The following is a 17,923-nucleotide window of genomic DNA, read 5'->3' on the forward strand; positions in this document are numbered from 1 at the left end:
AGAGCAAATTTCTATCTTTGAGGACGAATGAAAAACAAATTATTATTTGCGTTCTTCATTGGCCTGTGCTTTACCGCATCATCACAGGGGAAAATTTTAAAATTAGAATCTCACCTTGTACTGGACAATGACCTTTTTACTGGCAACCTTTATCTCGACCAGTATTACAGTAGTGGTATATATCCGTCTATCAGATTCCTGGGAGATAGCGTGAACGAAACCAAAGTGATTCGCTCGCTCACCCTCCATCACAGACTTTATACACCAAGAATATTGAGCGAGACAGACCCAAAATATCGAGACAGACCCTACGCAGGTGTATTTTCAGGTTCCTTTTCAAATGAATATTATTTTGAAAGCGCCAATTACATGAAGGCCCGACTTGAGCTGGGTTGGTTAGGGCCACACTCCGGAGTGGGGGCTGCACAAAAGGCATGGCACCGTACTTTCGGGCTGATACCTCCTAATGGATGGGAAGATGAAATACGAGACAGTCCGGTGATCAATATGGAATTGACAGGTGTTAAACAAGGTCCCGGAATCCAGGAGTTTGACCTGGCACATGAAGCCACCATCCAATTCGGTACGGTCTATAACTTTATTCGTTATAATCCCATAATCCGAGGCGGGATCATTCGCCCCTATCATCAGTCGGTATATACAAATGGAGTGCTGGGGTCCAGAAAAGCTGATAAAGCCAAAATTCCTGTGGAAGCCTTCTTCTTCTATTCTCCGGGATTGGAGTTGGTCATCTACAACGCTACCCTTCAGGGTAATTTGATTGGCAAACCATCACCCTTTACAGTGGATCCAACCAGGCTCGTATGGCAACAGCGTATAGGTTTCATGGCTAGCTGGTCTGTGATGGACCTTGCCGTGGTGGGATATTGGAGAAGACGGGAAAATATTGAGGCCCGAACTCACAATTACATCCGTCTGGTTTACAATCAGCGATTCTAAACTTTTAATACAATCTTACCTTTGGCCTTTCGCTCCATGAGGTCCTGCAATGCATTTTTCCCATCTGCAAGAGGATACATTTGACTTATTACGGGAGTGATCGCTCCGGCTTCCAGCCACTTCAATAATATCCTGGTGTTTCTGGCATTTTTCTTTGGCTCATTTCTCCAAAAATGCCCCCAAAAAACACCCACCACGGATGCACTTTTAAGCAAAGGAAGGTTCCATGGTATTGCAGGTATTTCACCTGAAGCGAAGCCTACCACCAGATGTCGACCTCCAGGCAATAAGGAACGAAATGCCAATTCCGACTGATTACCCCCAACCGGATCAAAGATCACATTTGCACCCCCCATATCCTTGAGACGTTCTTTCAGGTTTTCCTCCTCATAATTTATCACCTCATCTGCACCCTGAGCTTTACAAAACCTGGCCTTTTCCTCGCTCGAAACACAGGCAACCACCTTCGCGCCAAATTGCTTACCAATTTGTATGGTCGCGATACCTGTTCCACCAGCGGCACCAAGTACCACCAAAGTTTCACCTACAGAAAGCTCAGCTCGATCCTTGAGGGCATGAAAAGCGGTAGCGAAGGTCTCCAGCAATGCTGCAGCTTGTTCTGAGGGCACCCCCTCAGGAATTTTATAGACATTCGCTTCCTGGACGACAACCTTTTCGCCAAAAGCACCCCATCCCATCGCAGCGAGTACCCTTTGTCCCCTGTTCAGCTTTTTTACGTTAGTACCTACCTCCAGCACTTCACCAGCAACTTCTCCTCCTGGCACGAATGGAAGCTCGGGCCTAAACTGGTATTTACCCTGGATGATCAATGTGTCAGGAAAGTTTACCCCACAGTAATTAACCTTGATGAGCACCTCACCTTCTTGTGGCTTTGGGTCAGGTAAATCCCTATACTGTACACCACTTAAACCATCAAAGCTTTCACATACCAGTGCTTTCATATCAAAGTATTTCTAATACTTGCTCAGGAGGACGACCCAATGCAGCTTTTTTGCCTTTTATCACAATGGGTCTTTCTATTAATTTGGGATACTCCAACATAGCATCAATCCATTGTTCATCTGTAAGGTCTTTCCCTTTGAAATTGTTTTTATAATCGGGCTCGGTCTTCCTGATTAGTTTGGCAGGGCTAATTCCCAACATAGCAAGAATCTCCTTCAACTGCTGCTTTGTTGGTGGCTCCTTCAGGTATTCTACAATCTTTATTTCCTCACTTTTCTCTTCCAGTAGCGCCAGGGTTTCCCGGCTCTTCATACATCTTGGATTATGGTAGATTGTAATCATTTGCTATTAATTTGATTAAAATTGAAAATTACAACAAATGCCAATGCTGCCCGACACTATTACACAATTTCCTATGGATATTAATGCTGAATCATGCCAAAGAAACTATTTCAACTGAACTGTGATATGGGTGAGGGTATAGGAAATGATCACCTGATCATGCCCTGGATAGATGCATGTAGCATAGCCTGTGGAGGACACGCCGGAGATGAGCAAACTATGCGAAATACAGTGAAGTTAGCCATGGAACATAAGGTAGAAATTGGTGCACATCCGTCTTTCCCCGATAAGGAAAATTTCGGAAGAAAGGCAATGGATATTTCAGCAGGCGAATTAATCAGCAGCCTTAAGCATCAGGTCGAATCACTTTTTAAAATATGCGAAAAGTATAAGGCCCAACCAGGTCACATCAAACTTCATGGTGCCCTTTATAATATGGCGGCAGCGGATTCCAATCTCTCCGATCTCGTCTTGGAAGCCTTAACAGACTATCGTCATCTCCCCTTTCTTGCCCCGTTAAATTCAGCTTTTTTCAAACAATGTGAGCTCCATAACGTACCAGTACGACCGGAGGCCTTTGCAGATAGAGTGTATGACAATCAGGGAAAATTGCTGGAACGTAATCTGCCAGATTCGGTGATACTGGATAAAACACAGGCGCTGGAGCAATTGTTGTCCATCATAAATAAAGGAACACTTTCCTTCGTCGATGGAAAAACAATTGCGATACGTGCAGATACATTTTGCGTCCACGGGGACAACCCAAAAGCACTGGAAATATTGCAAACATTGAAAATGCATCAGTTTGAAGCATAAGCTGACATACCGAGCGATAAACGAAAACACCTTATCAATCTCATGGCCAAAGGATATGAGTGATAGTACCTTCACCGAAATTCAGGGCTTCTTAACATCAATTGAACAAGATTCGATAAACGGGGTTCTAACCTCATACGCTGCTTATCATGAGATTGCGGTAATCTTCGATCCTGAAAAGACCAATCATGGTATCCTGATCGAATACTTTAAGTCTGTCCAAATTTCCTCTCCTAAAATAGTCTATAGCAAACTTTGGGTAGTACCGGTATGTTACGAGGCCAATTATGCCCCAGACCTCCCTAATCTCTCAGACCAACTGGGCATGTCCACAGATGAAATCATCCACAAACATAGTCAGCAGGAATACAAGGTGCATTTTCTGGGATTCCTGCCGGGCTTCATGTATCTGGGAGGCTTAGATGAAGCTTTGCATATCCCCAGAAAAAACAAACCACAGCTTACCCCACAAGGCTCGGTTGCCATTGGAGGAGCTCAAACTGGCATTTACCCACAAGAAAGCCCCGGAGGGTGGCATGTTATTGGCAACTGTCCGTTAAAGTTTTTTGACCCTCTAGAAGACCCACCTTGTCTCTTTCAACCAGGCGACCACGTGAAGTTTAACCCCGTTTCTTATCAGGAATACAAAGTCATGGCATTGGAAATAAAACTAGATGTATTCGATTACGGTCAAATTGTAAGGAATGGGTAAATGTCATATCATACACCCCGGATTTTTTAGCTCCCTTCAAGATTTGGGCAGAATGGGGTATCAGAAATTCGGCATTCCTCAATCCGGAGCTATGGATCAAAGGAGTGCAATACTTGCCAATTTGCTGGTGCATAACCATACCTATGCACCCGTTCTCGAAGCGACCCAGATAGGCCCCAAAATCTATTTTCAAGAACAAGCAATGATCGCAATAACAGGGGCAGATATGACTCCATCCATCGATGGCACAAGGATTTCGATGAATCAAAGGCATGTAATCAAACCAGGACAAACGCTTTCGTACGGAAGGCTCAAGTCTGGTTATCGGTGCTACATTGGCATCCATGGTTTATCATGCGACACTGTCCTGGGAAGCTGTTCACAGTATCCCGGAATAACCACAAAGTCTCGGCTACAAAAAGGAGATGAGCTCTCCTTTGAAACCTGGTCTTTTCCCCATTCAGGAACTTCCAAAGTTAGGTTCAAACATGAAGCGGTGAATTCACTCACGGTTTTCCCTGGCTCAGAATTGGACCTCTTCGAACAACTCGAAATTGATGATCTTCTTTCATCGGAACTTCTTATTAGGGAAAATGACCGCATGGGATATCAGATTGAACCCCCAAAAGCCTTAAGGACCATACCCTCAATACTAACTGTTCCGGTAGTTCCCGGCACCATCCAACTCACCCCCTCAGGAAGGCTGATGGCACTCATGAGAGATGCACAGGTAACTGGCGGTTACCCACGCATTTTTCAGCTATCCGAAGCCAGCATTAATCAACTGGCTCAAATGAGAACCGGTGAACAGGTGAGATTGAAACTTCAAAAGCTCCATTTATAATAATTCTGGTTGATTTAACCCAGTAAAAAAATTAGATTGGGTGAATCAAAGCCCATGCTTATGAAACCCATCATTTTGTCACTTCTCCCTGTATTAATCATTATTTCCTGTGTACCAAAAAACACAAGCACCGAGACAGCAGTAGTTAGCAACCAAATTCAGGTAAACGCTTATGACAGTGTGCTGGCAGCAGAAACCGGGGCGGATGAATATGGCATGCGGCAATACATACTGGCTTATCTGAAGGCCGGACCTAATCGATCACAGACTCAGGCTGAGGCAGATTCCCTGCAGAGGGCTCACCTGGATAACATCCAAAGAATGGCAGATGAAGGAAAACTTGTTCTAGCCGGCCCATTTATGGACGACGGGGAAATTCGGGGAATTTACATTTTTGCGGTTGAAACCATCGAAGAGGCGGAGGAACTAACAAATACCGATCCTGCAATTAAGGCTGGCAGGTTGATCATGGAACTGCATCCATGGTATGGGAGTGCTGCAGTGATGAAAATAAATAAATTACATAAGAGGTTAACTCAGACTCCAATTTGAGGCCTCAATCAAACTATTTACTCCTTTTATGGTTCTTTAGTATGCAAGCATAATATTATTCCAGACATAACAATTAGGAGCAAAATTTCATTAAATTAGATAAACACATTTGTAACAAAAACCCCACTCATGATGAATAAAAGTATAATGAACAGTCTGAGGTTATCGGCACTAGTGGCTAGTGTATTGAGCCTTGTTATAGTTACTAGCTGTGATAACGGGAAGACTTGTGAAGAAAAAAACAATTGCCCTCCTGAAGATGCTCTCATAGCATTGATCGAAGCTAATCCAGATTATTCTGAATTTGCCACTTTCATTGACGCCAACAGTACCCTCCTTCCTGATATTTCCGGAACAGACGAATACACTCTTTTTGTGCCAAATAATGCAGCTTTTACCAAACTGAAAACCACCCTTGATGTGGACGATCTTACAGGAATACGGGCCGATGTCATCGCAAGTGTTTTGGCGTATCATTATGTGTCAGGAAAAAACACAAGTTTAACCGCAGGAGGAACACTCACGACAAAACAAGGCGAAACCCTGACGATCAACGCCGATGGTACGCTTCTTAATGGTGGATCTGACGATATGGTGGAAATTGTATCCAGCGCGGAAGCAACTAATGGTTACCTGTACGAAACAGAGACAATTTTAATCCCACCTTCATTATTTGCAGAAATAGTGAAACACCTTGGTAAAGTATCACAAACAGTATTCCTCGGCGCTGAATTCACCATATTAGCTGATGTCATCAATAAAGCAGATGCCTATGCAGATACTGCTGGAGTTACTTTGTTGGAGGACCTATTAGCTTCTGCTGATACTTCCGTAACTTTATTTGCACCTTCCAATGCGACCTTTGAGGCTGCTGCCGATGCAGATTCAAGTGGATCAGCTTCAGAGGCAGAACTTGCAGGCTTCATGGCCGCGTATACTGGACAGCAATTTTATGGGATTGTGGCTAACCACGTTGTCCCCTCAATTGTAGCTGAAGGCTCACTTGTAACGGATGCCCAGTTTACAACCGCGGTTGGTGGTACCTTGACAGTATTCAATAACACATCAGCTATTCCGGCGGATAATGGTGTCGGCATTTACTTAGATGGAAATGGAGATTTCGATTCGGGTGATCTCGCCGGAACCGGCGCAAATCTGGATGCAGAAATAGTTTATCCACCTAGCATTTCAGGAATTACACCTTCAAATGGAAGTATCTATATCATTGCCGGATTACTTGTTCCTTAATGCACATTTGATTATTCATTAATCAAAAAAGGCCGCAATAGCGGCCTTTTTTGATTCTCTCTATTTCTTTTGCAAGCGTTCGCCACATTTCATACAATAGTTGGCTTCCATAGGATTACTCGTTTCACACCGATCACATATTCTCCCCTTAGATTTGCTTTTTTTACTGGCCTTATTGATCTCTGAAGTCATTATCCCCGTTGGAACCGCTATAATAGCATAGCCCGTAAGCATCAGAAAGGTAGCAAAAGTTTGCCCTAAGACAGTTTGGGGTGCTATATCCCCATAACCTACCGTCGTCACAGTAACAACGGCCCAGTAGATACTTCGAGGGATGCTGGTAAAGCCATTTTCTCCCCCTTCAATCAGGTACATGAACGTCCCTGTGATCATCACCAGGGTAAACACTGCCCCCATGAAAACCAGTATCTTTCTCCTGGCACCACTCATCGCGGTTGCCAACACCGCCGCTTCTTCCAGATAACGGGACAACTTCAGAATTCTAAATATCCGCAATAGCCGGATAGCTCTGATCACCACTAAATAACTACCTCCAACCACAAACAAACTTATATAAGTAGGTAGCAATGCAATCAGATCTATGATTCCAAAAAAGCCGAAAATGTACTTTTTGGGTTGTCTTGAAATGAATATTCTTAGGAAGTATTCAATACTAAAAATGATGGTAAAGGTCCATTCCAGGATATCCAGTAGCTCTACAAAATTTTGTTTAATGTCCTTGACACTCTCAAGCATCACCACCACAATACTTAAAATAATAGCAACCAGCAGCACTATATCAAAGGCTTTTCCTTCCGGCGTTTCAGTACCAAATACTACTTCATAAAGCCTGTTACGAATCTTTGGGAAATGCTTAAAGTCCTCTTTCTGCATTGAATTACACTCTAATTAAACAAAAAAAGCCCTTCTAAGATAGAAGGGCTTGGTGATAAAGCATATGATTTAGTTTAAAAACTCATCAAAGGTCAATGAGATGTAGTAGATAGCTCCTATATCAGGGCCTCCCAGACTTTGGATATAATAATTGTTCAGAATATTCGAACCTCCAACCTTCAGAATGGATTTAAGGCCTTCAAGTTTTAGGGAAACCTGCGCATCCAAAGCCCCATAAGCAGGGACTTGTCCGATAGCAAAAGAAGACTGCCATTCAAATTCACTTTGGTACCTGTAAGCAATACTGAATCCCATCATATCTGTAAGCTTTCTATTACCAAATTTGACATTGAATTTATGTTCCGGGGTATTGAACTCCGATAGGTTATTTTCAGTAAACCCGCCAATCAGCTTATTCCATGAATAATTTCCACCCAGATTATAACCTCCAGAGAAATTATATTCTAAACCAATGGCCATACCCTGAGTGGTTGCCAAATCATCAAGATTCGTATAGATCTGATAAGTATTATCTGAAGTTGGGTTCAAAATAGAACTGTAGGATGGATCGCCCGCGGCTAATGCAGGTTCTCCGCCTGTGTAAGTAGAGTTAATGAGATCTGCATCGGCTTGTTCCAACTCAGAAGCCACGGACACCTGTACCTGAGTTATAAATTTGGTGTAAATGTTATAATAGAATACAGCATCGATCAACAGCCTATTGTTGATGAGACTCTTATAACCGACTTCCAGAGATTTTACCTTCTCAGGTTCTACAGGATCAAATGAAGTAATTGGATCTAGTAAATTATATGCATTCGGATCGTAAGGGCTGTTGCCGTCAAATACGTAATTTTTGAAGGCATTCACTGAACCGCCTGTATAGGCTAATGGAACTCCCGTAGAACTTCTCTTGGTCAAACCATAATGGTCAATGAACTGTGGAAGCCCACCTAATAATCTTCTCGTTATGATATCAAGCGATATGAATTGTCCTTGTGTAGTAGGATTTCTAAACCCGGTCTGGAAGGAGACTCGAAGGTTATGGGTTTTATTAAACGTGTAAACTCCGGAAATCCTTGGATTGACCTGACCATCAAAATTCTCGTTTTTATCAAATCTTACCGACCCGCTTAATTTAAAGTTATCGGTAAGATTCTTGGCAGCCTGTACATAAGCTCCATATTCCTTAATGGTAATGGCACCAGTTGTATCGGGGAAAATGGTTCCTTTGGAATTCAACTCAAACATCCTGAAACTGGCGCCAGCCTGAAGCTCCATGAAATCAATCTCATTCTTAAAATCGTATTGCACCTCCGAATGGTACATATTAGATGCATCATCAAAAAGTGGCCCGAATGGGACGACTCCTTTCAATACCTTCTTTTTTGCATTAGTGAATTGGCTGCCAGATTCATCAAAAGGAAACAAAGTGTTCATTTGAGCCTCAGCGTACTGATGAGCCGTTATCATCTCAGCCGTGGTAACAGAATTAGGGTCATCCGAAGAAGTATAACCCTGATCATATAGAGACCTCAGGTAATGTATAGGATAATTGGTCAGATAATTTGAAACATCCCCTCCAAAACGCTCATCATTAATTCTCTTACCCAAAAACTCAGCTATGTAGGAGTCACCAGATTCCTCCCTGGTAGTATATGCCCGGACAAAAAAGTTATCCCCCCTAAGCTGGAAGCGATGTTGTTCTACACCAAAATTAGACAATGAGTATCGCTGCGCTCCGGTATATACACTTGTACCAAATCCTCCATTGTAGAGATAGCTTAATTCCATCCTGTCATTTAAGCGATAATAAAGCCCGGCATTCAGTTTAAGGTTTTCTGCTCCATAATCAACTATATCCTTTTCAGCATATCCCGGACTGTTCAGTAGGTGACTTGGCAAGAAACCGGCTTGTGCATAATCCCATGCGGAAAGTCCTGGCTCAAAGACCCCAACAGAAGAAGAAGCCAGTGTTTGCCATCCAGGATTGGCAGGATCCGTAGTACGGCTAAACCTCAAAATATTCATGTTTAAAGAGGCTTCATCACCCATAAAATGCAGACGATCTGCACCAGGATTAAAATCAAATCCCTCAGGAGTGAAGGACTCATTTCTATCAATGGTTGATGTACCATGCCAATCTTCCATTGCTCTGGAATATGAAACGTTCACCTTGAAAGCAATCTTATTATTAAAGGCTTTGGCATATCTAATTGACCCCTCATATAACGGGCTCGCTGAATGGTCCGCATCTTTACCTACATGATTAACACCCATCTTAGCAAAAGCACTTAGCCCCTGATATTCAAAAGGACTCTTGCTATTGATCAATAGGATCCCATTAAATGCATTCGGGCCGTATAAAGCAGAAGATGCGCCGGGAAGCAATTCCAAACTCTCAATATCCAATTCTGAAGGCCCATTTAGGCTACCAATTGGGAAGTTCAGCGCCGGAGCCTGCGTGTCCATACCATCAATGAGCTGCACAAACCGGGTGTTTCCCGTACTTCCAAACCCCCGGGCATTAATGATCTGAAAATTTATACTACTTGTGGCGACATCAACTCCTTTAAGGTTGGCTATGGCCTTATAGTAGTTATCTGATGGAGTTCCCTGAACAGCCAGGATGTCCATCTTTTCGATACTAACCGGTGATTTAAGGATACTTTCCTCCACCCTGGAGGCCGAAACCACCACTTCCTGTCCTAACAGAGTTGATTCCTTCATTTGAACATCAAGTCCACTTATTGATTTTGAAGTAACAGGGATCTCTTGTCGTTCATACCCCACACTGGAAATGACCAAAGAAAAAGGAGGATCAGAGGACACCTCCAGGATATACTTTCCTGTGTAATCAGTAATAGTTCCCAGGACAGTACCTTTTACCAGGATATTGACACCAATCAGTGGCTCTCCCGAGTCGTTATCAGTGATGGTTCCTGATATGGTTGTTTGCCCGAATACAGACAGAGCTGTAGCAATAAACAATAGGAACAGAAACTTTCGAAGTAAAAGTGGGGCGCGCATATTCTTGGTCTTTAGTGTTTATTTGATCTAACTAAATCTAATAATAAACTCCTAGAATATCAGCCTTAGCGGCCATGTAAGACCTATAATTATTAATAAATGAAGGATTTAAACTAGTTCAGTTCACGCTTTAGATGATCCACTAACCTTTCACATAGATCATTCATTTCCGAGGACATGTACTCATCTCCTGTCGAATTCAATACGCTCTGTGCCAGCCCCCCTAGACAGTCGATATAAAATTTCTTCATTTCGTCCACAGGCATTTCTTTCGTCCACAGGTCTATTCTAAGTGTATTATGCTTTTCGTGGTCCCACAAGGAAACGGAAATCGACTTGGTTTCCGAATACCCGGGTGTATCTTTCTGGTCCGCATCCCAATAGATTTTTTCAGGGATATTTTGATCATCCAATTGAACCTTGAACTTTATTTCTGAATCCTTCATTTGATTTGGTTATGACTAATAAAAAATATTCAACGATCAGCATCAGGTTTTAAGGCAAACTGCCTTTGAAAGCCTGAAACTCCGTGGCAGTTTGGGATTGTTCGGTATTGCAACCCAACTCTGTGGCTATATCATTGATAGTGGTTAATCTGTCCGCAATATCCTGATGCCCACTCAAAAACGCTGGTGAATCACCCTGATTTTTTCTATTTTCTAATGTCTCGATAAATAGTGCGTGAGCATTGCAAGCATATTTTGACAAACTCAAATGCTGCACCATCGTTTCATCCAATTCCCTCTCATCAGAAATACTGTAGCTGAGAGAACCACCCCTACCTAATAAAAAAGTCCCGATTTTATCCAGTGAGCTCTCAGAATTACCTGAAGCTGCATTCAGTAGTTCCTCATTAGAGAATTCTTGAAGCATTTGCTTGGTGACATCACGATTGTCTGAATGTAAAATCAAATGCATCAGCATTGAGGCAAACTCATCTTCTGTAGACATTAAATTAATTAAGCCTGTATTAACGCAAATAAGTCCCCCCGGCATCGCAAAGCCATTCAACTCGCTAGATTGAATAACGACCAATTCCCAATTGAACAGATCTTTATTAGCTAATAAACTAACAGAATTCGAGTCCACCAGATCAATCAGGTAATTAAAGACATTGTCAGCATAATCATACGTTGATGCATAAGACGCCTCATCCAGTACGGAATTCAGGGTATCAGAAAGCACCCAATCATATAGTTTCCCGGAAACACTCACATCATCCTCTACGGAAAATAAATTAGGTTCATCATCTCCACAGGAGACCAGTAAGGATCCCCATAAGGCAATTAAGAGAATATGTGAAAAATTGGGTTTGATCAAATTGTTTGACATCAATGGTGTCCTAAATATTCAAAATTTACAGTAGAAGCCTCGATTCCAGCACCTATAAGGTTTTTATTGAAAAATAATCCCCACGTTTCCGTTTCCCTTAAGCCGGGAAGGCTGTTACTTTTTCTTGTCAAAAAGTAGTCGCAGCGGCTAACCGCCAAAAGACACGAAAAAATAAACGCACAAGCCTTTACGCTCAACCATCCGCCATTTTTTCACCCACCCTCCTTTACTCAAGCAAACGATTGAGATGCTATTGGTTTGACTTTAAAACAAACCCTTAAACTCAGCGTAGGTCATACCGTTAATATTAACGGTAGAATTTTCAGTTGAACAACCGCGACAAGAAGCGCGAGAATCTATATCATTAATCCTGTTGCTTGGATTGGGGTGAGTACTGAGAAATTCGGGAACGCCGGCTCCTCCCTCCGCTTCTATCTTTCTAAAGAACTCAGCGGCTCCATTGCAGGCAAAATCAGTCTCATCCAGGTAATCCACTGATGCAGCATCAGCTTCAGCCTCGTCCTCTCTGCTAAACTCCAATTGTTTTAATGTGCCTACAAGCCCTGCAATATATTGAGCTATAGCTGAAGACTCATCTCCCCCTGCTATTATGCTCAAGACAACCGCTAGCTTCATACTTTTAATCATCTGATTAACAGAATGCCTTCGGTCTGCATGGGCTATCTCGTGCCCCATAACCCCTGCCAGATCATCTACATTGTCAAGGTATTTGATCAATCCGGTATAGACATAAATATACCCTCCCGGTGTCGCAAAGGCATTTAACACGTCCTGATCAATGATCGTCAATTTCCATTTAAACAGATCCCTGTGAAGAATGTCCTCTGAGGCAAGAAGATCATCCACAATTGACTGGAGATAAGCATATGCCTGGGGGTTTGCTGACTCTAGAAGTATGGAATCCATATAGGTACTATCAACCTGATGTGCCACCTGAGCTCCCAGTATCGTATCCTGCGCCACTGGGAAAGTAAGGTTGGTCAGTAAGCCTCCCACTTTACCTAAATCGGCACAAGGATCATCTTTCTTACAAGACTGAATAGTGATCATCAAAACAGCAAGTGCAACAACTGCTATGTTCAGAAATATTTTCTTATTCATTGTTCAATATTTTAAGGGCCTTCAATTTATCAAGGGCTAACTGCTCCTTCAAGGCATCAATACTCTCAAACTTACGCTCCGCCCTAAGTAGCTCATGAAAATGGATAGTCAACCTCTCATTGTAAATATCCTTATTAAAATCAAAAATATTAACTTCTATGCGTCTCTCTTCTCCAGAAACTGTCGGACGCATCCCAATGTTTAACATTCCATGGTATTGATGACCATACACTTCCACTGAGACGGCATAGGCACCATCTCCGGGAATAAGCTTGTAGGATTCCGGCACATCCAAATTGGCCGTAGGAAACCCAATGCTTCTCCCAATCCTATCCCCTTCCTTTACAAAACCGGATAAGGCATAGCGACGATCCAAAAATTCATTCGCAGTCTGTATGTCACCCTGACTAAGAGCTTGCCGTATTTGGGTTGAACTGACCACAACATGTTCGATATCCTGTCGCGGGATTTCTGATACTGTGAAGCCATAATCATGGGAGTTGGCACTCAGGTAGTCAAATCCACCTTCTCTATTCTTGCCAAAGCGATGATCATAACCAATGACCAGTTTTTTGGTATTGATTTTATCGACAATAATCTGCTGAATAAACTCTTCAGAGCTAAGCTCCGAGAATTCCTTTGTAAATGGTATCTTGACCAGGTAGTCAATCCCCATTTCACCGATATACCTGGCCTTCTCCTCAAAAGTTGTCAGGAGTTTAAGACCAGTATCATTTTTTTTCAACACAAAGCGGGGATGAGGCCAAAACGTCACCACCACACTTTTTAGTCCTTCCTTCTTTCCGGTCTCAACTAAATTGGACAATATCTTCTTGTGCCCAATATGCACACCATCAAACGTACCGCTGGTAACCACGGTGTCCGCGCTAAATCGAAAGTCAGTAAGGTCTTCAACTATCTGCACTTCGGTATTCGGTTATTACATCCTCCAATAATTGGGCGTCTTTAACATGGTACTCCCCGATTTCGGTTCTTCGCAGCTTCTTCAGGTAAGCCCCCACGCCAAGTTCATTTCCCAAATCTCTTGCAATGCTTCTTATATAAGTTCCTTTAGAGCATCTAATTCTAAAATGAACCTCGCCGTTTTCAAATTTGGGCACGTCAAACTCATGAATGATCACCGGACGAGGATCCAGCTTAACCGTCTCATTGTTTCTTGCTTTGTGATACGCTCGTTCCCCTTTTATGCGAATCGCGGAAAACGCAGGAGGAATCTGATCCTGAGGCCCCGTTAAATGCTTAGCCGCAGCTAGTACCTGCTCAAGGGAGACTCCAGATATGTCGGCTTCGCTATCAAAGGATGTTTCCAAATCGTACGATGGAGTAGTCTTGCCGATTTCAAAAATGCCTTCATAGACTTTGTCCAGCCCCTGCAGTTCGTTGAGCTTTTTTGTGAATTTACCAACGCCAATGAGCAACAGCCCAGTCGCCAGTGGATCAAGCGTACCCGCATGACCGATCTTTTTCACTTTGAGGGCATACCTCAATTTGTTCACAACATCAAAAGAGGTCCATTCGAGTGGTTTATCAACCAGCAACAAAACACCTTCAGAAAGATCTACACCAGCCATATCTGAGAAAACAATGCAATCAAACCAATTACAAGGCAGTAAACCGCAAAGTAGGTCAGTTTACCTTTTCTAACAATTCCAATCATCCATTTGCAGGCAATATAGCCTGAAACAAATGCGGCAATAAACCCTAAAGCAAGAGTGAAAAAGCCAGTAGAAACTTCAGTCGCCGGCATTTCCAAATAGTCTTTAAACTTTAGTAGCGCTGCGCCAAGAATGGGAATCAAAACCATCAAAAAGGAAAAGCGTGTAGCTTTAGATTTTTCCACACCTAACAGAAGCCCGGTGGAAATCGTAGCTCCGGACCTTGAAATACCCGGAAGTATGGCTATCGCCTGAGCCAGCCCAATTACAAAAGACTTTCCATAGGTGACCGACCCGTTTGGGCTTTTGGTAAAATGCGTGAAGAATAACAATGCGGACGTCACCAGCAACATACTCCCCACCAAAACAAGATTCCCACCAAATAAAGCCGAAATATCATCTTCAAAGAACACCCCCACTATACCCACAGGAATCATCGAAATAATAATTTTCAGTGCAAACCTGACCGATTCATTGTACTTAAACTCAAATAAGCCCATGATAATATCCCTGATGTCCTGCCTGTATACCGTAATGGTACTTAGCGCTGTGGCTGCATGAACGATAATCGCAAAGAGCAAATTATCATTGGTCTCGACACCTAAAAGTACAGACCCAATTTCAAGATGGCCACTACTACTTACAGGTAAAAATTCAGTAACACCCTGAATGATACCCAAAATCACCGCTTCTAACCAGGTCATTTATTTGCCCTCTTCTGAATTGCTCGTTTTAGGCTTGTAAAGAATGGCAACAAATTGTACCAGAAAACCGAGCATCACCACAATTGGCCCGAGGGTAATTCCGAAAAATCCGAACCCAAAAGTCTCACTATCAGAGGCCATGATAATGAAGCCGATGATCAACAGTATAACACCTGCCAACATAATGAGGTAATTGATTTTGGAAAAGGGAAGTTTATTTTGTTCGGACATATCAATACAATTCGTCTAAAGACATTTTTAAATATTTTCTTACCGCTCTAAAGGTGCTCAGAAAGCCAACCAGAATACCCAGAATTACCAGCGAACCAAATAGGAGTAGCATCATTCTTTCATCCTGAAGGCTACTTAAGTCCTCAATTTTCTCGTTCGCATACATCAATAGGCTATAGAGAACCCCCGAGGCTAAAAGTCCCGAGATGGCTCCATACCAAATGGCCCGCACTAGAAATGGTGTTCGAATGAAACGGCCCGTTGCACCTACAAGTTGCATGCTGCGAATAAGAAACCGCTGAGAAAATAAAGCCAGCTTGATGGTATTGTTGATGAGTATGACCACCACTAGAAGCAAAATGATCGAGAAGCCTAAAAGAAACGCTCCTATCTTGGTAAGATTTGAATTAATGCTTTCCACCAAAGATTCGACGTAAGAAACTTCATAAACGCCATTAATCGCCGCAATTTCACTTTGAATCCATCTCAATGAATCAGTGGGCTGATAGGCCGGCTCAATATTCAATACCAACAAATCTCTCAGTGGATTGTCTCCCAAAAATTGAGTGAAGTCTTCCCCGGTATCTTCGATGAATTGTTCTGCAGCTTCTTCCTTGGTCACAAGTCGGACTTCCGCATTATCTTCCTTTTGAAGTACATAAGGCATTGCTCCAAGGGAACGGCTGATTTTCGTAACCTCTGAATCAGTAATGTTTTTGTTGAGGTAAACCTGAACTTCAATGTTCTCCTGAATAACCCTTGTAAGTTTATTTGCATGAAGCAGAATCATGCCAAACATACCTATAACCAATAAGGACAATGAGATGCTAAACACCACGCTTACAAGCGGGTAACTACCTAATTTTCTTTTTTTTCTGGCCTTGGATTCCATGCAGCCCCAAAACTAACGAAAGTGGGGATAATCAGGTGAATTAGTCTACCTTATTGTGACGAATAATACGAAGCTCCTGAATAAACTTTTCGTCAACAATAGGCTCAAGCACTTTGATATCGTCTGTTAACTCAATCTTGTAGTACTTAGACATGTAGAAGAGATAAACTTCTTTCGATTCTGAAGAATTGATCTCAAGGATTTCGTAAGGCTCATTCTTAAAGTCACCATATAAGAACAACTTGCCTTCAAAATATTTATACTTGATTTCTTTCGATCTACGATCAATGGTCTCAATATCCATCGGCTGATCTGATGTACTCACCCACTCGGTTGGTACGGATTCAGGCATATCCGCTCCTTTGGTATTCAAACTTTCGTCAACCACATTGGACAACAAAGGCTTATTCACATCAGGAACAAACTCTTCTTTAGGCTTAGGCGCCACTTTTTCGCTCTCTTTGGCTTCGACAGGAGCAACTTCCTCTTTCACTTCAGCGACCGATTTGGTCTTTGCAATCAAAGTTTCAGAAGATTCAGCCTTCTCAGAGACCTCCTCTATCGGAACAGGGACCTCAGGAACTTCTTCCGCCGCAAAGTCAGCAACTATTTCTTCGTCATCAATCTCTAATGGTGATGATACTTTTTCAAATTGATTCTGATCAGGCCAGTAAACATATGAGCCCAGACCTATTGCCGTCGCAACTACAAATGAGGCAGCCACACGCCATACACCCTGACTAACGCCTAACCAGCCAGTCCCAACCTGAATCGCATCCAAACGGGCCTTTAGCTGTAGTTTTCTGTAATCAGCAATCCCTTTCACTATCTGTTTTTGAAAACCTACATACTCAGCCAATGAAGGATCCTCAGCCATCATTTGTTCAAATGACGCTTGTTCTTCTGCTGATAGGTCGTTTCTAAGATAGCTATCGGTTAAATCTGCTTTATTTTGGTCTATCCTCATGGATCAATCAAAAAAATCTGATTTAGAAAATCTTTCTAAAACAAGTTGGTCTAATTTCTTCTTGCACTTATACTTCTTAGTCTTTGCTGTATCCGTATTCGCAAAATTCATGCGTTCTGCAATTTCAGTCATGTTAAGACCTTCGAAATAATAGTACGTTAATATCTTCTTACAAACATCACCCAGTTCACTAATGCACTGCGTAATGATCTGTTCATTTTCCTTTTCTTCATGTACCTGATACTCCTCTCCATCCACCTCCTCGCGTGTCAGGCGGCTCTTTCTATCCAGCTCTTTCCTCCACTGATTCAAGCATATACTGTACAAAAAGGTACTAATTTTAGAAGTCAGCACCAAGTTGCCACTCGACGCCTTCTGCCAAAACACGGTCAGCGCTTCCTGGTAAACGTCCTTTGCTTCTTCCTCAGTACCATTGTTTTTCAAAACGATGTTCACCATCATTCTGTAATGTTTTTGATACAAATAGTCTAAAGCTCGTTCGTCTCCCCTGCTAATCCTCTCTAGAATTTCACTATCCTTCATACACCTTTTCAGGCGCTAACCTGTGGTTTAATACGATTAATAAGCGTTAAGTAACCCATTTGATTAGCGGCGAATCAATTTTTATGTAAAATAAT

General features: G+C 42.4%; 20 protein-coding genes. 6 read left to right on the top strand and 14 right to left on the bottom strand.

Annotated features, from left to right (window positions below):
* The first annotated feature begins 27 nt into the window (after positions 1-27).
* Positions 28-960: a lipid A deacylase LpxR family protein gene (locus NXR94_RS05785; protein WP_258103642.1), complete on the top strand. Its 933-nt coding sequence runs from the start codon at positions 28-30 to the stop codon at positions 958-960.
* Here NXR94_RS05785 and NXR94_RS05790 read toward each other — a convergent pair.
* Positions 957-1,922, bottom strand: coding sequence for an NADPH:quinone oxidoreductase family protein (locus NXR94_RS05790; RefSeq protein ID WP_258103643.1), 966 nt, complete (start codon positions 1,920-1,922; stop codon positions 957-959). The genes NXR94_RS05785 and NXR94_RS05790 overlap by 4 nt on opposite strands.
* A 1-nt stretch (position 1,923) precedes the next feature.
* Complete coding sequence (arsC, locus tag NXR94_RS05795; protein WP_258103644.1) at positions 1,924-2,265, bottom strand: arsenate reductase (glutaredoxin); 342 nt, start codon at positions 2,263-2,265, stop codon at positions 1,924-1,926.
* 93 nt (positions 2,266-2,358) lie between these two features.
* On the opposite strand from arsC, the gene pxpA reads away from it, so the two are divergent.
* The 5 genes from pxpA to NXR94_RS05820 all read left to right on the top strand — a co-directional run bounded on the left by pxpA (position 2,359) and on the right by NXR94_RS05820 (position 6,437).
* The gene (gene pxpA / locus NXR94_RS05800) at positions 2,359-3,081 is read left to right on the top strand and encodes a 5-oxoprolinase subunit PxpA (RefSeq protein WP_258103645.1); all 723 of its coding nucleotides are present in this window, start codon (positions 2,359-2,361) and stop codon (positions 3,079-3,081) included.
* Positions 3,071-3,793 carry a 5-oxoprolinase subunit PxpB gene (pxpB, locus tag NXR94_RS05805; RefSeq protein ID WP_258103646.1) on the top strand — a complete coding sequence of 241 codons (723 nt, stop codon included), beginning with the start codon at positions 3,071-3,073 and terminating at the stop codon, positions 3,791-3,793. The genes pxpA and pxpB overlap by 11 nt, the downstream gene beginning before the upstream one ends.
* A gap of 52 nt (positions 3,794-3,845) precedes the next feature.
* Positions 3,846-4,637, top strand: coding sequence for a biotin-dependent carboxyltransferase family protein (locus NXR94_RS05810; RefSeq protein ID WP_258103647.1), 792 nt, complete (start codon positions 3,846-3,848; stop codon positions 4,635-4,637).
* Between the two features lie 60 nt (positions 4,638-4,697).
* Entirely contained in the window at positions 4,698-5,189 is a 492-nt protein-coding gene (locus NXR94_RS05815; protein WP_258103648.1) for a YciI family protein, read from the top strand.
* A 129-nt stretch (positions 5,190-5,318) separates the two neighbouring features.
* Positions 5,319-6,437, top strand: a complete 1,119-nt coding sequence (locus NXR94_RS05820) for a fasciclin domain-containing protein (protein ID WP_258103649.1) — start codon at positions 5,319-5,321, stop codon at positions 6,435-6,437.
* A gap of 60 nt (positions 6,438-6,497) precedes the next feature.
* On the opposite strand, the gene NXR94_RS05825 is transcribed toward NXR94_RS05820, so the two are convergent.
* From NXR94_RS05825 to NXR94_RS05880, 12 genes are all read right to left on the bottom strand, one after another.
* Positions 6,498-7,331: an ion transporter gene (locus NXR94_RS05825; protein ID WP_258103650.1), complete on the bottom strand. Its 834-nt coding sequence runs from the start codon at positions 7,329-7,331 to the stop codon at positions 6,498-6,500.
* A 69-nt stretch (positions 7,332-7,400) separates the two neighbouring features.
* Positions 7,401-10,361 carry a TonB-dependent receptor domain-containing protein gene (locus NXR94_RS05830; RefSeq protein WP_258103651.1) on the bottom strand — a complete coding sequence of 987 codons (2,961 nt, stop codon included), beginning with the start codon at positions 10,359-10,361 and terminating at the stop codon, positions 7,401-7,403.
* A gap of 113 nt (positions 10,362-10,474) precedes the next feature.
* Positions 10,475-10,807 (bottom strand): gliding motility protein GldC, encoded by a 333-nt coding sequence (gldC, locus tag NXR94_RS05835; protein ID WP_258103652.1) that lies wholly within the window; start codon positions 10,805-10,807, stop codon positions 10,475-10,477.
* A 49-nt stretch (positions 10,808-10,856) separates the two neighbouring features.
* Entirely contained in the window at positions 10,857-11,693 is an 837-nt protein-coding gene (locus NXR94_RS05840; protein ID WP_258103653.1) for a M48 family metalloprotease, read from the bottom strand.
* Positions 11,694-11,957: 264 nt separating this feature from the next.
* Complete coding sequence (locus NXR94_RS05845) at positions 11,958-12,815, bottom strand: M48 family metalloprotease (RefSeq protein WP_258103654.1); 858 nt, start codon at positions 12,813-12,815, stop codon at positions 11,958-11,960.
* The gene (locus NXR94_RS05850; protein ID WP_258103655.1) at positions 12,808-13,740 is read right to left on the bottom strand and encodes a bifunctional riboflavin kinase/FAD synthetase; all 933 of its coding nucleotides are present in this window, start codon (positions 13,738-13,740) and stop codon (positions 12,808-12,810) included. The genes NXR94_RS05845 and NXR94_RS05850 overlap by 8 nt, the downstream gene beginning before the upstream one ends.
* Positions 13,727-14,407, bottom strand: coding sequence for a tRNA pseudouridine(55) synthase TruB (gene truB, locus NXR94_RS05855; protein ID WP_258103656.1), 681 nt, complete (start codon positions 14,405-14,407; stop codon positions 13,727-13,729). The genes NXR94_RS05850 and truB overlap by 14 nt, the downstream gene beginning before the upstream one ends.
* Positions 14,395-15,195: an undecaprenyl-diphosphate phosphatase gene (locus NXR94_RS05860; RefSeq protein WP_258103657.1), complete on the bottom strand. Its 801-nt coding sequence runs from the start codon at positions 15,193-15,195 to the stop codon at positions 14,395-14,397. Before NXR94_RS05860 ends, truB begins: the two co-directional genes overlap by 13 nt.
* A complete protein-coding gene (locus NXR94_RS05865; RefSeq protein ID WP_258103658.1) occupies positions 15,196-15,426 on the bottom strand; it encodes a DUF3098 domain-containing protein in 231 nt (76 codons plus the stop codon). It lies immediately after the preceding gene.
* Position 15,427: 1 nt separating this feature from the next.
* A complete protein-coding gene (locus NXR94_RS05870) occupies positions 15,428-16,318 on the bottom strand; it encodes an ABC transporter permease (RefSeq protein WP_258103659.1) in 891 nt (296 codons plus the stop codon).
* A 40-nt stretch (positions 16,319-16,358) separates the two neighbouring features.
* On the bottom strand, positions 16,359-17,285 hold the full coding sequence (locus tag NXR94_RS05875) for a hypothetical protein (RefSeq protein ID WP_258103660.1): 927 nt from the start codon (positions 17,283-17,285) through the stop codon (positions 16,359-16,361).
* A 3-nt stretch (positions 17,286-17,288) separates the two neighbouring features.
* Entirely contained in the window at positions 17,289-17,828 is a 540-nt protein-coding gene (locus NXR94_RS05880; protein ID WP_258103661.1) for an RNA polymerase sigma factor, read from the bottom strand.
* Positions 17,829-17,923: the final 95 nt, after the last annotated feature.

Origin of the sequence: Marinoscillum sp. MHG1-6 (assembly GCF_024714475.1) — a bacterium.
GTDB lineage: Bacteria > Bacteroidota > Bacteroidia > Cytophagales > Cyclobacteriaceae > JAMZMI01.

Coding starts and splice junctions, on each gene's coding strand:
- NXR94_RS05785 (WP_258103642.1), top strand. CDS start 28: ATGAAAAACAAATTATTATTTGCGTTCTTCATTGGCCTGTGCTTTACC.
- NXR94_RS05790 (WP_258103643.1), bottom strand. CDS start 1,922: ATGAAAGCACTGGTATGTGAAAGCTTTGATGGTTTAAGTGGTGTACAG.
- arsC (WP_258103644.1), bottom strand. CDS start 2,265: ATGATTACAATCTACCATAATCCAAGATGTATGAAGAGCCGGGAAACC.
- pxpA (WP_258103645.1), top strand. CDS start 2,359: ATGCCAAAGAAACTATTTCAACTGAACTGTGATATGGGTGAGGGTATA.
- NXR94_RS05810 (WP_258103647.1), top strand. CDS start 3,846: ATGGGGTATCAGAAATTCGGCATTCCTCAATCCGGAGCTATGGATCAA.
- NXR94_RS05815 (WP_258103648.1), top strand. CDS start 4,698: ATGAAACCCATCATTTTGTCACTTCTCCCTGTATTAATCATTATTTCC.
- NXR94_RS05820 (WP_258103649.1), top strand. CDS start 5,319: ATGATGAATAAAAGTATAATGAACAGTCTGAGGTTATCGGCACTAGTG.
- NXR94_RS05825 (WP_258103650.1), bottom strand. CDS start 7,331: ATGCAGAAAGAGGACTTTAAGCATTTCCCAAAGATTCGTAACAGGCTT.
- NXR94_RS05830 (WP_258103651.1), bottom strand. CDS start 10,361: ATGCGCGCCCCACTTTTACTTCGAAAGTTTCTGTTCCTATTGTTTATT.
- gldC (WP_258103652.1), bottom strand. CDS start 10,807: ATGAAGGATTCAGAAATAAAGTTCAAGGTTCAATTGGATGATCAAAAT.
- NXR94_RS05840 (WP_258103653.1), bottom strand. CDS start 11,693: ATGTCAAACAATTTGATCAAACCCAATTTTTCACATATTCTCTTAATT.
- NXR94_RS05845 (WP_258103654.1), bottom strand. CDS start 12,815: ATGAATAAGAAAATATTTCTGAACATAGCAGTTGTTGCACTTGCTGTT.
- truB (WP_258103656.1), bottom strand. CDS start 14,407: ATGGCTGGTGTAGATCTTTCTGAAGGTGTTTTGTTGCTGGTTGATAAA.
- NXR94_RS05860 (WP_258103657.1), bottom strand. CDS start 15,195: ATGACCTGGTTAGAAGCGGTGATTTTGGGTATCATTCAGGGTGTTACT.
- NXR94_RS05865 (WP_258103658.1), bottom strand. CDS start 15,426: ATGTCCGAACAAAATAAACTTCCCTTTTCCAAAATCAATTACCTCATT.
- NXR94_RS05870 (WP_258103659.1), bottom strand. CDS start 16,318: ATGGAATCCAAGGCCAGAAAAAAAAGAAAATTAGGTAGTTACCCGCTT.
- NXR94_RS05875 (WP_258103660.1), bottom strand. CDS start 17,285: ATGAGGATAGACCAAAATAAAGCAGATTTAACCGATAGCTATCTTAGA.
- NXR94_RS05880 (WP_258103661.1), bottom strand. CDS start 17,828: ATGAAGGATAGTGAAATTCTAGAGAGGATTAGCAGGGGAGACGAACGA.